The organism is Mesorhizobium sp. WSM4832 (assembly GCF_055811115.1).
Map to the genome: position 1 here is coordinate 52,962 of NZ_JBVVQH010000022.1, position 13,450 is coordinate 66,411.

General features: G+C 64.7%; 13 protein-coding genes. 8 read left to right on the forward strand and 5 right to left on the reverse strand.

The genetic code is table 11. The annotated features are described in order from the left end of the window. Positions 1-16: 16 nt before the first annotated feature. Together AC0L2L_RS26485 and AC0L2L_RS26490 are read right to left on the reverse strand one after the other, a co-directional pair. Positions 17-787 (reverse strand): pyrroline-5-carboxylate reductase, encoded by a 771-nt coding sequence (locus AC0L2L_RS26485; RefSeq protein ID WP_473582557.1) that lies wholly within the window; start codon positions 785-787, stop codon positions 17-19. Between the two features lie 136 nt (positions 788-923). Beyond that, positions 924-1,214, reverse strand: a complete 291-nt coding sequence (locus AC0L2L_RS26490; RefSeq protein ID WP_473582559.1) for a muconolactone Delta-isomerase family protein — start codon at positions 1,212-1,214, stop codon at positions 924-926. A gap of 116 nt (positions 1,215-1,330) precedes the next feature. Here AC0L2L_RS26490 and AC0L2L_RS26495 point away from each other — a divergent pair, with 116 nt between their 5' ends. Then, a complete protein-coding gene (locus tag AC0L2L_RS26495) occupies positions 1,331-2,215 on the forward strand; it encodes a LysR substrate-binding domain-containing protein (RefSeq protein ID WP_473582561.1) in 885 nt (294 codons plus the stop codon). Positions 2,216-2,327: 112 nt separating this feature from the next. Further along, on the forward strand, positions 2,328-3,020 hold the full coding sequence (locus AC0L2L_RS26500) for a molybdate ABC transporter substrate-binding protein (protein WP_473582563.1): 693 nt from the start codon (positions 2,328-2,330) through the stop codon (positions 3,018-3,020). An 8-nt stretch (positions 3,021-3,028) separates the two neighbouring features. On the opposite strand, the gene AC0L2L_RS26505 is transcribed toward AC0L2L_RS26500, so the two are convergent. Further along, entirely contained in the window at positions 3,029-3,640 is a 612-nt protein-coding gene (locus AC0L2L_RS26505; RefSeq protein WP_027164950.1) for an LOG family protein, read from the reverse strand. A 118-nt stretch (positions 3,641-3,758) separates the two neighbouring features. Between AC0L2L_RS26505 and AC0L2L_RS26510 the strand changes: the two genes are divergently transcribed. The 4 genes from AC0L2L_RS26510 (at position 3,759) to AC0L2L_RS26525 (ending at position 8,241) form a co-directional block, all read left to right on the forward strand. Then, entirely contained in the window at positions 3,759-5,240 is a 1,482-nt protein-coding gene (locus AC0L2L_RS26510) for a LysM peptidoglycan-binding domain-containing protein (RefSeq protein ID WP_473582564.1), read from the forward strand. A gap of 111 nt (positions 5,241-5,351) precedes the next feature. Then, the gene (locus tag AC0L2L_RS26515; RefSeq protein ID WP_473582566.1) at positions 5,352-5,672 is read left to right on the forward strand and encodes an ArsR/SmtB family transcription factor; all 321 of its coding nucleotides are present in this window, start codon (positions 5,352-5,354) and stop codon (positions 5,670-5,672) included. A gap of 86 nt (positions 5,673-5,758) precedes the next feature. After that, the gene (locus AC0L2L_RS26520; protein WP_473582569.1) at positions 5,759-7,642 is read left to right on the forward strand and encodes an ABCB family ABC transporter ATP-binding protein/permease; all 1,884 of its coding nucleotides are present in this window, start codon (positions 5,759-5,761) and stop codon (positions 7,640-7,642) included. Between the two features lie 257 nt (positions 7,643-7,899). Next, positions 7,900-8,241 carry an antibiotic biosynthesis monooxygenase family protein gene (locus AC0L2L_RS26525; protein ID WP_473582570.1) on the forward strand — a complete coding sequence of 114 codons (342 nt, stop codon included), beginning with the start codon at positions 7,900-7,902 and terminating at the stop codon, positions 8,239-8,241. Between the two features lie 100 nt (positions 8,242-8,341). On the opposite strand, the gene AC0L2L_RS26530 is transcribed toward AC0L2L_RS26525, so the two are convergent. After that, positions 8,342-9,214, reverse strand: a complete 873-nt coding sequence (locus tag AC0L2L_RS26530; protein WP_473582573.1) for an SMP-30/gluconolactonase/LRE family protein — start codon at positions 9,212-9,214, stop codon at positions 8,342-8,344. 189 nt (positions 9,215-9,403) lie between these two features. Between AC0L2L_RS26530 and AC0L2L_RS26535 the strand changes: the two genes are divergently transcribed. Together AC0L2L_RS26535 and AC0L2L_RS26540 are read left to right on the forward strand one after the other, a co-directional pair. Continuing rightward, complete coding sequence (locus AC0L2L_RS26535; protein WP_473582575.1) at positions 9,404-10,102, forward strand: phosphatidylserine decarboxylase; 699 nt, start codon at positions 9,404-9,406, stop codon at positions 10,100-10,102. Between the two features lie 3 nt (positions 10,103-10,105). Continuing rightward, a complete protein-coding gene (locus AC0L2L_RS26540; protein ID WP_473582577.1) occupies positions 10,106-10,921 on the forward strand; it encodes a CDP-alcohol phosphatidyltransferase family protein in 816 nt (271 codons plus the stop codon). 237 nt (positions 10,922-11,158) lie between these two features. Here AC0L2L_RS26540 and AC0L2L_RS26545 read toward each other — a convergent pair whose 3' ends face one another. After that, positions 11,159-13,381, reverse strand: a complete 2,223-nt coding sequence (locus AC0L2L_RS26545) for an AMP-binding protein (RefSeq protein ID WP_473582579.1) — start codon at positions 13,379-13,381, stop codon at positions 11,159-11,161. Between the last annotated feature and the right edge of the window lie 69 nt (positions 13,382-13,450).

Sequence of the window (13,450 nt, forward strand, 5' to 3'; positions counted from 1 at the left end):
GCAAAGGCGCAGTGAATTACTTGCCCGTGATGCGCTTGTGCACGCGGCCAAGGCTCTGAGCGAAGGCATCGAACGTGCCGCGTTCGGTCAGTTCGCGCAGCACCTGCTCGTTGATGCCGCCGCGCGTCGCGTAGTCCTGCGCAAGATGCATGAAGTCGGCGTCCGGCGCCGTGTCCGGCGCATTGGCCAGCGCCTTGAAGATACTGGTGATGTACGCGCGGCTCTTGTCTCCAGCCACACCCTGGCTCCGCACCCAGGCGTGGATCGTGTCGAGATATTTGAAATAGCTGGCATAGGTGGCGGTGACGACGCTGAGCGCATCGAATTCGTTCTGGTCCTTGACCTCGATCACGCCGCCCAGCCTGCCGAAGAACGCCGCCACGACCGGGTCCGGCGGGCAGATGATCGTCGCGCCTTGCAGGCGGGCGATCATCGGCATGGGCAGGGCCTTGCCGACATGTGCCGCCGGCGCCACAAGGCTGGCGATCTCCTCGCGTGATATCGTGGCAATCAGGCTGACGACGTGATGGTCCTTGCGGAACCGCAGTTCCTGCAGCACCTCGCGCGCAATCTGCGGCCGCACCGCCAGCATGACGGTGTCGCACTGGTCGAGCACGGCCTGGCTGTCGGCGGCGATGCGCACATCCGGATAGCGCGCGGCGAGGTCGGCGGCTATCTCCTCATTGCGCGGCGAGACCACCACCGGCGTCGTCTCGCCCGGCAGCGATTTCAGCCCGGTGACAATGGCCGAGCTCAACGCGCCGGTGCCGACAAAGCCAAGTTTCATGAATGTTTCGCCCCTGTTCCGGATTGCCGCCGACAATAGCGACGACTTCTTCGCCGGCAAGGGGAACGATTGGCGCGATCACGGTTCCGAGGCGGTGAGGCTGTCGCACAGAGCGACAGCCTCACCTGTAGCCCAGTTAGCGCTTCGGACCAAAACCCGGATAGGGGCTGAGCGGTACGATCGCCGCGATGTCCATCATGCCGGCCTCGATCAGCGGCAGCGTGGCGAGATGGCCGCGCACTTCCTTCTCGTCGATCGCTTCGAACATCATGCCGCTGCCGGGAATGTCGCCACGGTTCCAGATCTGGCGCACGGCGCCTTGCGCATAAAGCGTCTTGCGCTGCTCGGATTCGGGCGGCAGCAGCGGCGCGAAATCGGCGTCGCTGAACTTCTGGGTGTTGCGGGTGAGTAAGGCAAAGAACTGCATGGCGATCTCCTTTATGGCCGGTTGCCGAGGGAGATATCGCGCCGCCTAGCCAGACTGTCCAAGACTGATTAGGTTATAATTGAGACGTTCAAGGTCTTGATCCGTGGAGGCGGAAAATGCTCGACCTGCGCCAGATAAGATATTTCGTCGCTGTCGCCGAGGCCGGCAATGTCGGCCGCGCCGCCGAGCAGTTGCACATCTCGCAGTCGCCCTTGAGCCGGCAGATCATCCAGCTCGAGGAGCAGCTCGGCGTCGCTCTGTTCGAGCGGGCGAAGCAGCGCGTCCATCTCAACGCCGAGGGCAAGGCCTTCCTTGCCGAGGCCCGCGTTTTGCTTGCCAACGCGGCGCGGCTGGAAGAGCTCGGCCGCAACCTTGCCAGCGGTGCGAGCGGCAGCCTGGTCATCGGCTATGTCGAGGGTGCGGTGCATGCCGGGCTGGTCGCGGACATGCTGAAGGATTTCCGCCGCGCGCGGCCGGATTTCCATCTGCAACTCAGGAGCCGGCGAACGGCGGCGCAGTTCGAGGATTTGAGGCAGCGCGTGCTCGACCTCGGTTTCGTCTATTCCCCGGCGCCCGATGGCGATCCGGATATCGACAGCATGCTGGTTCGGCGTGAGCCGTTGGTGCTCGCGCTACCGGAGGGCGATCCGCTGGTTGATGTTGCCGACATCGCGCCCGGCCAGCTCGACGGCCGCGTCTGGATCACGGTCGTACGCCAGCCCGGCGACACCAACCGCGCGCAGTTCCTGGCGGCCTGCGCAGAATCCGGCTTCATGCCTGACATCGTTTACGAGACGGCCGATCCCTTGACCTCGCTCGGCCTGGTCAGCGCCGGCCTCGGTCTCGCGACGGTGCAGGAAAGCCTCCGCGCCGCAGCGCCAGCAGGCATCGTCTTCCGCGACCTGCCTTGGTTCAGGCGCAGTGTGGCGATCCATCTCGCCTGGCGGCGGCATGACCGCAGGGCGGTGGTTGGCGATTTGAGGGAGGCATTGTCCGTTTGATCAGGAAGCCGGCACGACGGGACGCTGAGGATAGAATGGTCGGGCAGCCGTGGATTGCAGGCTTGGATACGTATTATAAGGCAAGGCTTTTTCGACCAATTCAGGTTAGGCCATGAAACAGGCTATACGGCTTTTTGGCGCTATTGCGATCCGTCCCGCCGTCCTTGCTCTCATTCCTCAGTTCGAAACGGCCACAGGATTCACAGTTGCGGTCAAGTGGGAGCTCAATCCGACAGTAAAGAAGCAGATTGAGGCTGGGGAGCCATTTGAGCTCGTCATCACCAATCCGAACCTGATTCAAGATCTGATCTCCTTGGGAAAGGTCAAGGCGGGAAGTCAGGTAGCGTTTGGCCGGATAGCAATGGGGGTGGCGGCCAAGACAGGCAGTCGACCGCTCAACATTGGGTCCGTGGAAGCATTCGAACATGCCCTGAAGAGCGCCGAATCAATCGCCTACGCCAGTGAAGGAACCAGCGGTGGCTACTTCTCCGGTTTGCTGGAACGCATGGGATTAGCGGATGAGGTGAAGCCCAAGCTGGTGGCCATACCAGGAGGGCAGACAGCGTCGGCCGTAGGCCGTGGGGAAGCCGAATTGGGGGTTGTTCCAGTGACTTCGATTCTCGCCGCCGCTCCCGAGGTCATGCTTGTCGGTCGGTTTCCGGCTGAACTCCAAAGTTACGTCGACTTCGCCATTGGCATCAGCACCAATTCAACGCATGCAGAAGTAGCCAAGCAGCTATCGGAATTTCTGATGTCGACAGCCGTTGACGACATCTTGGCGGCAAAGGGCGTCGAGCGCCACTAAGGCCGCCCCTACATCTTGTCGATCACCGACTGCACCCCTTCCGTCGGCGCATCGACCGATGAGCCCGCCACCATGATGGCGGCGACGATCGCTTCCGGGTCGTTGACCACCAGCGGCTTGACGCGCTGCGCGGTGTGGATGAAGCCCTCCGCCGACATGTGCTCGAGCAGCGCCAGCATCGGGTCCCAGAAACCCTTGATGTTGGCAAAGACGATCGGCTTGCGGTGATGGCCGAGCTGCGCCCAGGTCATGATCTCGACGATTTCCTCCACCGTGCCAATGCCGCCGGGCAGCGCCACAAAGGCGTCGGATTTTTCGAACATGCTGTGCTTGCGCTCGTGCATGTTGTCGGTGATCAGCAGCTCGTCGAGTTTGTCGAGGGCGGTTTCGGTCGCCTCCTTGTTGATCAGGAAGCGCGGGATGATGCCGGTGACCTTGCCGCCGGCCTTGAGCGCGCCGTCGGCGACAGCGCCCATGATACCCTTGGTGCCGCCGCCATAGATCAGGCGCAACCCGGATTTGGCAAGCGAGCGGCCAAGTGTGTGGCCGGCCTTGATATAGGCCTCGTCGCGGCCCGGAGACGAGCCGCAATAGACGCAGACGGATCGAATCGTGTTCATGGCGATGATTGGTGATAGGGACGGTCGGCGGGGTCAAGCCCAGGGGCGGGCTTTTTCTTGTCGGACCCGGCAAAACACGCTAGACCGGGCGTTAGGTGGCTAAGGGGGTAGGGAAAGTATGGCTGTCAATCCATTGAAGGCGTTTCTGTTCGCGGCCGGCGGCTCCGTCGTCGTGGCGGGAAGCGCCTATGTTTCGGGCGCGCTCGACCCGTATCTCAACCAGAAGCCGGCGCAGATTGCCGCGCTTCCGCAGACCGACGCGAAACCGGCTGAATCCTCAAGCGCGACCACCGAGGGGCGCGTGCCCGAGGTTCCTGCAAACACGATGGCCCCGGCCAACACGATGGCGCCGGCGAACAATGCCATGGCGCCGGCCAACACGATGGCATCGGCCAACAATGAGACGGCCCCGGCCACCACAACGCCTGCCCAGGCGCCCGCTGCCGGTCCGACGCTGCCGACCTTCGATGTCGTTCGCGTCGAAAGCAATGGCTCGATCGTCGTCGCCGGCAGCGCCGCGCCCAACGCCAGCGTCGAGATCCTGAATGGCGGCACGGTGCTCGGCTCGACCGTTTCCGGTCCTGACGGAGCCTTCGCCATCGTGCTCGACGATCCGCTGAAGCCCGGCGACTATACGATCACGCTGCGCCAGACGGTTGGCGGCACTGCCGTCGCCTCGGCCCAGACCGCCGTCGTCTCGGTGCCGCAGAGCCCGATGGGTCAGGTGCTGGCCATGGTCGAGGAACCGGGCAAGGCATCGCAACTGATCACTGTTCCGCAGGCCGAGACCAAGCCGGCGGCGCCGGCTGCCGGCGACCAGGCGGCGGCTCCGGCAACGACCGCGCCGGCTGCATCCAGCACGGCCGCCGCGCCTGCCGCCGGCGACCAGGCTTCCGCTCCGGCGACAGCCCCGGCAACGGCCGCCGCGGCTGAGCCCAAGATCGCCGTCGAAGCGGTCGAGATCGACGGCAGCAAGATCTTCGTCGCCGGCACGGCCGATCCGGGCCGCAAGGTGCGCGCTTACGCCGACGCCATCCTGCTCGGCGAAGCCAAGACCTCGCCAGACGGTCATTTCCTGATCGAAGCGACGCGCGACATTCCGGTCGGCAACTACACCATCCACGTCGATGGCCTGGATAGTGACGGCGTCAAGGTCGTCGCCCGCGCCGCCGTGCCGTTCGAGCGCGAGCCCGGCGAGTCGGTCGCCGCCGTCGCTCCAAGTGAAACGAAGACCGGCGAGACAAAGCCGGCCGAGGCCAAGCCCGCGGCGCCGGCTCCGGCCACTGAAGCCCCCGCCAAGGTTACGGAGGCGGCGCCTTCGACCGACGTGCCCGAGACGGTCGCGCCGAAGCTCGAACATGCCGGCGGCGCGGTCATCATCCGCCGCAACGACACGCTCTGGCGCATCTCGCGCCGCGTCTATGGACACGGCACGCGCTTTTCGACCATCTATCTCGCCAACAAGGACCAGATCCGCGATCCCGACCGCATCTGGCCGGGCCAGGTGTTCAAGGTGCCTTCGACTTCGAAAGAAGGCGAGGCCGCCGACATGAAGGCCATGGGCGAGCAAATGACAGCGGCGCCGGCGAAGACGGAGTGAGGTTGGCGATTAGCCGATCTCCCCCACGTGGAGGGAGATCAGCAGTTCCGACCAATCTACCCATCCGCCTAGCTTGCCCTGCCACTCTTCATCGTCTATCGCCGATGGACGATGACCGAATCCCCCGAAACCCGCAGCATGGAAAGCCGCGCCATTGCGCTCCGCCTGGCCGCGCTTTCGCATCCGGCGCGCATCGAGATCCTCAAGCATCTTTCGGCCAGCCGCTGCTGCTCGTGCCGTGAGGTGGTCGACCATCTCGATCTCGCGCAATCGACCGTTTCGCAACATCTGAAGATCCTGGTCGAGGCCGGGCTGGTCCGCTTCGAGGCCGATCGGCAGCGTTCGCGCTATGCCGTCGATCATGCCGCGCTCGCGGGCGTCTCCGCATCGCTCACCGACCTCGTCAACTCCTGCTGCGCGGCTCAGAGATAGAGCATGATGTCTTCCGAAAACCGCTCCACGCTTTTCGGTATCATGCGCTGGCGCCGCTGACCCTCTCACCCAAAAAGGCAAGACTTGTGGCCGAAAAGACCGTATCCGCCGAAGCCGACACCCTGACGACCCTGCGAAATCTCTGGCCCTATATGTGGCCTGCCGAGCGCGCCGACCTGAGAGCCCGCGTCACCTGGGCGACGCTGCTCCTGGTCGTCGCCAAGCTGACGCTGGTCGCCGGCCCCTATTTCTTCAAATGGGCGACCGACGCGCTGGCCCACGCCTCCAAGACGCCGCCGCCGCTGCCGTCCTTCCTGCTGGCGCCGGTGGCGCTGGTCATCGCCTACAATGTGCTGCGCCTGATCCAGCTTGGCTTCAACCAGCTGCGCGACGCGCTGTTCGCCCGCGTCGGCCAGTATGCGGTGCGCCAGCTCGCTTTCCGCACCTTCGTCCACATGCATCAGCTGTCGCTGCGCTTCCATCTCGAGCGCCGCACCGGCGGCCTGTCGCGCATCATCGAACGCGGCACCAAGGGCATCGAGACGATCGTGCGCTTCATCATGCTGAACACGGCGCCGACCATCCTCGAATTCGCGCTGACGGCCGGTATCTTCGCCTTCACCTACGGTTGGAAATACGTCGCCGTGGTCGCCCTCACAGTCTGGGTCTATGTCTGGTTCACGGTCAAGGCCAGCGACTGGCGCATCTCGATCCGCCGCGACATGAACGACAGCGACACCGACGCCAACACCAAGGCGATCGATTCGCTCTTGAATTTCGAGACGGTCAAATATTTCACCAATGAGCGGATGGAGGCCGAGCGCTTCGACCGCTCGATGGCGCGTTACGAGTTCGCCGCGACCAGGACCTGGACCTCGCTCGGCTGGCTGAACTTCGGCCAGGGTGTCATCTTCGGCCTCGGCACCGTCGTCGTCATGTGCATGTCGGCGCTCGAAGTGCAGGCAGGAACCCAGACGGTCGGCGACTTCGTCTTCATCAACGCCATGCTGATCCAGCTCTCGGTGCCGCTCAACTTCATCGGCTTCATCTACCGCGAAATCCGGCAAGGGTTGACCGACATCGAGCACATGTTCGACCTGCTCGACGTGCCCCAGGAGATCGTCGACAAGCCGGACGCCAGGCCGCTGAAGGTCAGCGCCGGCAAGGTCGAGTTCCGCGACGTGCATTTCTCCTACGACCCGAACCGCAAGATCCTGAAGGGCGTCTCCTTCGAGGTGCCTGCCGGCAAGACGGTGGCGATCGTCGGCCCCTCCGGCGCCGGCAAGTCGACCATCTCCAGGCTCTTGTTCCGCTTCTACGACGTGCAGCGAGGCCAGGTGCTGATCGACGGCCAGGACATCCGCGACGTCACCCAGGAGAGCCTGCGCGCCATGCTCGGCATGGTGCCGCAGGACACCGTGCTCTTCAACGACACCATCGCCTACAACATCCGCTACGGCCGCGTCGGCGCCAGCGAGGACGAGGTGCGCAAGGCGGCTGAGCTCGCCCAGATCGGGCCGTTCATCGAAAAGCTGCCCGAAGGCTACCGCTCGATGGTCGGCGAGCGCGGCCTGAAACTGTCAGGCGGCGAGAAGCAGCGCGTGGCGATCGCCCGCACCATCCTCAAGGCGCCGCCGATCCTGATGCTGGACGAGGCGACGTCGGCGCTGGACACTCAGACCGAACAGGAGATCCAGGCGGCTCTCGACCTCGTCAGCAAGGGCCGCACCACCATCGTCATCGCGCACCGGCTGTCGACGGTGATCTCGGCCGACGAGATCATCGTCCTGAAGGACGGCCAGATCGCCGAGCGCGGCACGCACGCGGCACTTCTCGCCAAACACGGTCTCTACGCCTCGATGTGGGACCGCCAGCGCGAAGCGACCGAAGCCGAAGAGCGGCTGCGCATCGCGCGCGAGGGCGACGAGCTTGGGGTGATCGTGCGGAGACGCACGTCGGAGGTGAGCTAGCGCCTACTTCCCCTTCTCCCCTTGAGGGAGAAGGTGGCCGCGAAGCGGCCGGATGAGGGGTGTTCCAGGGAACGCCGACGTCTCATTCCGCTGGAACACCCCTCAACCGTCTCGCCGCTTCGCGCCGATCCACCTTCTCCCACACGGGGAGAAGGAAAGGCGGCGCCAAAAACCCCTTGACCTCAACCTACCTTGAGCTTGCAAACCCGTCTCCGAGCCTCCTGCCAAGCACCTTCCAGGAACGGAGACAGATCGAGATGAGCCCCAAAAATCAAAGCAACGGCAGCGTATTCCGGGTCGACAAGTTTGTCGTGCCGGCGCAAGCGCGCGACGAAATACTCAGCAAGGCCAGGATGACGCACGAACTGCTGCGCCAGCAGGAAGGTTTTGTGCAGGACTTCCTGCTCGAGCAGTTCTCCGGCCCGGGCGAGTTCAACATCGTCACCATCGTCGAGTGGGAAAGCCAGGCAGCTGTCGACAAGGTGGTCCCGATCGTCAAGGCAGCGCATGAGCGCATCGCCTTCAGCGCGCAGGAAACCATCGCCCGGCTCGGCGTCAAGGCCGACATCGCCAACTATCAGCGGGTGCCGGAACTCTAATGCATGTCGCCCAGAAGTGTGCAGCGGTTCTGGGACAACGACATGCATCAAAACAAAGACTTAAAGCGCGTCGCCTGAATCCGTTTCAGCGCGACGCGCTTTAAGAAGGCCAACCGGCTCCCGGCGCGGATACGGCGATGCTCAGCACCTGACCGGTGCGGGCGTCGCTCACCATGTTTTCGAAACCGCGCCATTCGGCGGCGAGGATGAACAGCGTGCTGCCGTCGGCTCCGCCCAGCATGCAGGCAAAGCAGCCGCGATCGACTTCAATCCGATCGATTTTCTCGCCGCCTTCGCGCACTCTGACACAGTGCCGGTTCGGGACGTCGGCATACCAAATGCAGCCTTCGGCATCGATGCAGATGCCGTCGGGATAGTCGTTGCCGAGGTCTGCCCAGACGTGCCGTCTGGAAAGGCTCCCGTCCTCCTTAATGTCGAAGGCAGTCAGCCGCCTGGCGTGGGATTCGGCGACGATCAGCATCCGGTTGTCCGGCGTCACCGCCATGCCGTTGGCGAAGGCAATGTTGTCGGCCACTTGCCGCATCGCGCCGTCGGGGGTGATCAGCACGATGGTGCCGGGTCCGAAATGCTCGCCCGGCGCCGGCGCCGGCCCGCCGCCATTGACATAGATATTGCCGCGCCCATCGACGACGATTTCGTTCCAGGGGTTTTTCGACAATTGCCTGAGATCGGCATGGGTGGCCAGCGTTCCGTCTGCTTCCTGCCGGAGCAGAAGGCCCTCCCGGCCGGACACGACAAGCAATCGTCCATCTGGCAGCCAGTCGATCGAATAGGGCAGGACGGCCGGCACCGTGAGCATGACCTCGCGGTTGCCATCGGCATCGACCGCAATGATCTCGCCAGTGCCCCAGTTGCAAAGCCACAGGCGTTCGTCATGCCAGCGGGGCGATTCCCCGAAGGCGAGGCCAGCGGTGACGAGATGGGCTTTCCTGGCGCTGTTTGATGACGGCATTGGCTGGCTCCTGGGCGCGTTGTCCAGCCTAGGACGGATGAGACGGCCAGGTTCCTACAGTCGGCGCTGAAAGTCATGGCTATCGGTGACGGCGCCCGCCTGTCCATCCTCCCGCCATTGTTGCGTTGCGGGGAGGGGGGCTTTCCGCTATTGAGGCGCAACCTGAAACAGGGACCGCCCCCAAGCCCTATGACGCTTCTCGACTCGGTCAAGAATACGTTCGTTCCGATCCATCGCGAAGGCTATCCCTTCATCGCGGCCTTCGCCGCGGCAACGCTGTTCCTCGGCTATTTCTCCTCGATCCTGTTTTGGATCGGGCTGATCCTCACCGCCTGGTGCATCTATTTCTACCGCGATCCCGAGCGCGTCACGCCGGTCGACGACCGGCTGGTGGTGAGCCCGGCCGATGGCGTGGTTTCGGCGGTCGGCCCCGCCGTGCCGCCGAGCGAGCTTGGCCTCGGCGCGGGCGAAATGACCCGTATTTCGGTGTTCATGAACGTGTTTTCCTGCCACATCAACCGCGCTCCGGTGCGCGGCAGGATCACGCGCATCGAGCACAAGCCCGGAAAATTCCTCAATGCCGAGCTCGACAAGGCAAGCGCCGAGAACGAGCGCAACGGGCTGGTCATCGACAGCCCGAACGGCACGATCGCAGCCGTCCAGATCGCCGGCCTGGTTGCGCGCCGCATCGTCTGCTGGGCCGAGACCGGCGGCACGATTGCGATCGGCGAGCGTTTCGGCCTGATCCGCTTTGGCTCGCGTGTCGACGTCTTCCTGCCGTCGAACGCCGTGCCGCGCGTCGCGGTCGGCCAGACGGCGGTCGGCGGCGAGACCGTGCTTGCCGAATTCGGCGGCAGCGCGGTCACGCCCTTGGTCAGGGTTTCCTGAGCGTTGGGCGCGCCGTTCAAAAAATTCGAGGCCCATGCCAGCGGCGGTCCGCGCATCCGCGAGATCCCGATGCGCATGGTGCTCCCCAATCTGGTCACCGTGCTTGCCATCTGCGCCGGCCTGTCCGGCATCCGCTTCGCCTTCGAGAACCGTTTCGAGATCGCCGTGGTCATGGTGCTGCTTGCCGCTTTCCTCGACGGTATCGACGGGCGGCTGGCGCGCATGCTGAAGGCCACCTCGAAATTCGGCGCCCAGATGGATTCGCTGGCCGACATCGTCAATTTCGGCGTGGCGCCGGCGCTGGTGCTCTATGCCTTCCTGCTCGACCGCGCCGGCTCGCCGGGCTGGATCGCGGCGCTTCTCTTCACCATCGCCTGCGGCATGCGGCTAGCCCGTTTCAACGTGCTGGCCGACGACGCCGACCAGCCGGCATGGCAGACCGAATATTTCGTCGGCGTGCCGGCCCCGGCCGGCGCCGTGCTGGTCATGCTGCCGCTCTATCTCTATTTCCTGCGATTGGGTCTGGAGCCCACACGGCCAGCCGCCTTCATCGCCACCGGCTTCACCGTGCTCGTCGCTTTCCTTCTGGTCAGCCGGCTGCCGGTCTATTCGGGCAAGAGCATCAAGGTGCCGGGCGACAGGGTTCTGCCGGTCATCCTCGGCGTGGTGCTCTACATCCTCTTGCTGATGACCTATCCCTGGTACACCCTGACGGCTTCCGTCGCCGGCTATCTGCTGTTCCTGCCGTTCTCGGTGCGCGCTTATTCGAAACGGGCAAAGCTTGAAGGGGAAAAAGTGCCGCCGTCGGATATTGGGTGAGGTCGCGGGCAGCGCCTAACGTTGATCAGTAGCGTTCCTTCGCGCCCCCCTCTGTCCTGCCGGACATCTCCCCCACAAGGGGGGAGATTGGCGGCTTCGGCGCCCGCTTATTGTTGCACCGTTTGAGATTGGCGAAAGCCGTCGTGACGTCCGATCTCCCCCCAAGTGGGGGAGATGTCCGGCAGGACAGAGGGGGGCGCTGTCCCGCCGACGTTTGGAAATGATCCCGTGCAGGCGCTACGCCGCCACACCCAGCCCCAGCCTGTCGATCGCCAGCTTGCGGGCCGAGATATAATCCGTCTTGCCCGAGCCCAGCACCGGGATCTCATCGACCTTGATGATGTCGTTCGGCACCATCAATTCGGCCGCGCCCGCCTTCTTGCCGAACTGGCGCAACTCCTCGGCATTGGCGTCATCGGCCGTGGTGACCAGCACGATGCGCTCGCCGCGCCGTTTGTCGGGCACGGCAACCGCCGCGTGGCGCTCTTCCGGCCACAACGACTGCACCAGCATCTCGACGGCGCCCAGCGACACCATCTCGCCCGCGATCTTGGCGAAGCGCTTGGCCCGGCCGCGGATGGTTATGAAGCCTTCGCGGTCGATCGAGACGATGTCGCCGGTATCGTGCCAGCCTTCCAGCGGCTGCAATTCGCCGGGACGGTCGGCGGTCATGTAGCCCATCATCATGTTCGGCCCGTCGAGCCACAGCCGGCCGCCCTCGGCAATGCCTTCGACCGGCTCCAGCTTCATGCGGATTGCCGGCAGCGGCCGCCCGACCGTGCCGTCGCGGTTGTGTATCGCGGTGTTCACCGCCACCACGGGCGCGGCCTCGGTCAGCCCGAAACCTTCGATAATCGACGCCTGGAAGCGATCGCGGTAGGTGCGCCGCGTTTCCGGCTTCACCGCCTCGGCGCCGGCGACGACGAAGCGAAGGCTGGAGAAATCGCCGTCCTTGGCGGTGCGGGCATAGTTGGCAAGGAAGGTGTCGGTGCCGAACATCACCGTCGGCTTCACCTTGCGGGCGACCTCCGGGATGAGCTTGTAGTGCAGCGGCGAGGGATAGAGGAACAATTTCACGCCCGTGACCAGCGGCAGGATGGTGCCGCCGGTGAGCCCGAAGGAATGGAACACCGGCAGCACGTTGAGCAGGATATCGGCCGGCGAGATCGTGATGCGCGCCTCGGCCTGCATGGCGTTGGCATAAAGGTTGCGGTGCGACAGCACCACCGCCTTCGGCGTGCCTTCCGAGCCGGAGGTGAACAGGATGACCGCCGGTTTTGACGCCTGCTGCCGCTGCAGCGGCAAGCGCCAGAAAAGCGCGGCGGCGACCTTGTCCAAGGTCGTCACGCCGGCGCGCACGTCTTCCAGCCACAGCATCCTGGCTCCGCCCGCCTCGACCGCGGCGACGATGTCGTCGAGGCCTGCCTTTTCGATGAAGGCGCGAGAGGAAACGACCGTCCTGACAACGGCGGTGCGGATCGCCGCCGTCACGCTTGCCGGGCCGGCGGTGTAGTTGATCATTGCAGCCACGCGTCCTGCCGAGATCAGGCCGACGAAGGAAAGCACCACGCCATTGGCGTTGGGCAAGAGCACGCCGACCGCTTCGCCGGGCGCCGTCACCGCCTCGAAATGGCGGCCGAGCACGCGCGCGCCGATGAACAGCTTCCGATAGCTGAGCGAGCCCGAAATCACGTCCTCGATGATGGGGCGGGAAGCGCCGATGCGGTCGGCGGCGTCGCGCATGGCGAGGAACAGGCCGCGGTCGAGATTGGTGCCGTAGAGCCGCGCCTCCGCGAAACGGTCGAACAGGGCATTGGTGTTGGAGACCATGTCGGGGTTGCGCGCCACCAGTTCGGCGATGGTCATCGGCTCCAGCACGCTCACCGAAAGCCGCGGGAACCAGTGGCGGGGCGCTTTCTCCTTCGGCGTCAGCGACACCGGCAGGTCGCGCGTGCCGGCAACGAAGATCGGCACGATGCGCGCGTCGGCCTGCATGGCGATGCGGGTGATGGCGCGGAACAGCCGGAAGGATTTGACGTCCGGCTCGACATTGTCCGGCAGATAGACGGCGAGCCGTCCCTTGCCCTTCAGCACGCGCACCAGCCGGCGGCTGACGAAGACATGCTCGGCGTTGAAGGCGATCGTGCGCGCAAGCTCGCGCCACGGCTCCAGCCAGGGCGAACGCGCCGAGGCCTCGTCCAGGATATGCAGCGTGTCGTCGGGAAGCAGCGACAGCATCAGCGCCGGCTCGATGCGCGACTGGTGCGAGACCACGTAGATGACCGGCGTCTTCGCGCTGCGGGCGATGCGGATGCGGTTGTCGGCGATGCGGTAGGCAAGCTTGAACGGCACGTAGAGCAGCGCCTGGGTGAAGCGCAGGTCGAGCCGGAACCTTTCGATCACCGCGATCAGCAGCCAGGCAAAGACAAGGCCCGCCAGCAGCGCCAGGGTCAGGATCATGCCGCTCTCTCCCAGTCTCCTCCAGCGCGGCTCTTGAGCGGCCGCTTCGAGGGCAGAGGGTAGCGGAAG

Bases quoted from the DNA above. Each gene is read 5' to 3' on its own strand.
- AC0L2L_RS26495 (WP_473582561.1), top strand. From the start codon at position 1,331: ATGCTCGACCTGCGCCAGATAAGATATTTCGTCGCTGTCGCCGAGGCC.
- AC0L2L_RS26500 (WP_473582563.1), top strand. From the start codon at position 2,328: ATGAAACAGGCTATACGGCTTTTTGGCGCTATTGCGATCCGTCCCGCC.
- AC0L2L_RS26510 (WP_473582564.1), top strand. From the start codon at position 3,759: ATGGCTGTCAATCCATTGAAGGCGTTTCTGTTCGCGGCCGGCGGCTCC.
- AC0L2L_RS26530 (WP_473582573.1), bottom strand. From the start codon at position 9,214: ATGCCGTCATCAAACAGCGCCAGGAAAGCCCATCTCGTCACCGCTGGC.
- AC0L2L_RS26485 (WP_473582557.1), bottom strand. From the start codon at position 787: ATGAAACTTGGCTTTGTCGGCACCGGCGCGTTGAGCTCGGCCATTGTC.
- AC0L2L_RS26545 (WP_473582579.1), bottom strand. From the start codon at position 13,381: ATGATCCTGACCCTGGCGCTGCTGGCGGGCCTTGTCTTTGCCTGGCTG.
- AC0L2L_RS26505 (WP_027164950.1), bottom strand. From the start codon at position 3,640: ATGAACACGATTCGATCCGTCTGCGTCTATTGCGGCTCGTCTCCGGGC.
- AC0L2L_RS26535 (WP_473582575.1), top strand. From the start codon at position 9,404: ATGACGCTTCTCGACTCGGTCAAGAATACGTTCGTTCCGATCCATCGC.
- AC0L2L_RS26490 (WP_473582559.1), bottom strand. From the start codon at position 1,214: ATGCAGTTCTTTGCCTTACTCACCCGCAACACCCAGAAGTTCAGCGAC.
- AC0L2L_RS26525 (WP_473582570.1), top strand. From the start codon at position 7,900: ATGAGCCCCAAAAATCAAAGCAACGGCAGCGTATTCCGGGTCGACAAG.
- AC0L2L_RS26515 (WP_473582566.1), top strand. From the start codon at position 5,352: ATGACCGAATCCCCCGAAACCCGCAGCATGGAAAGCCGCGCCATTGCG.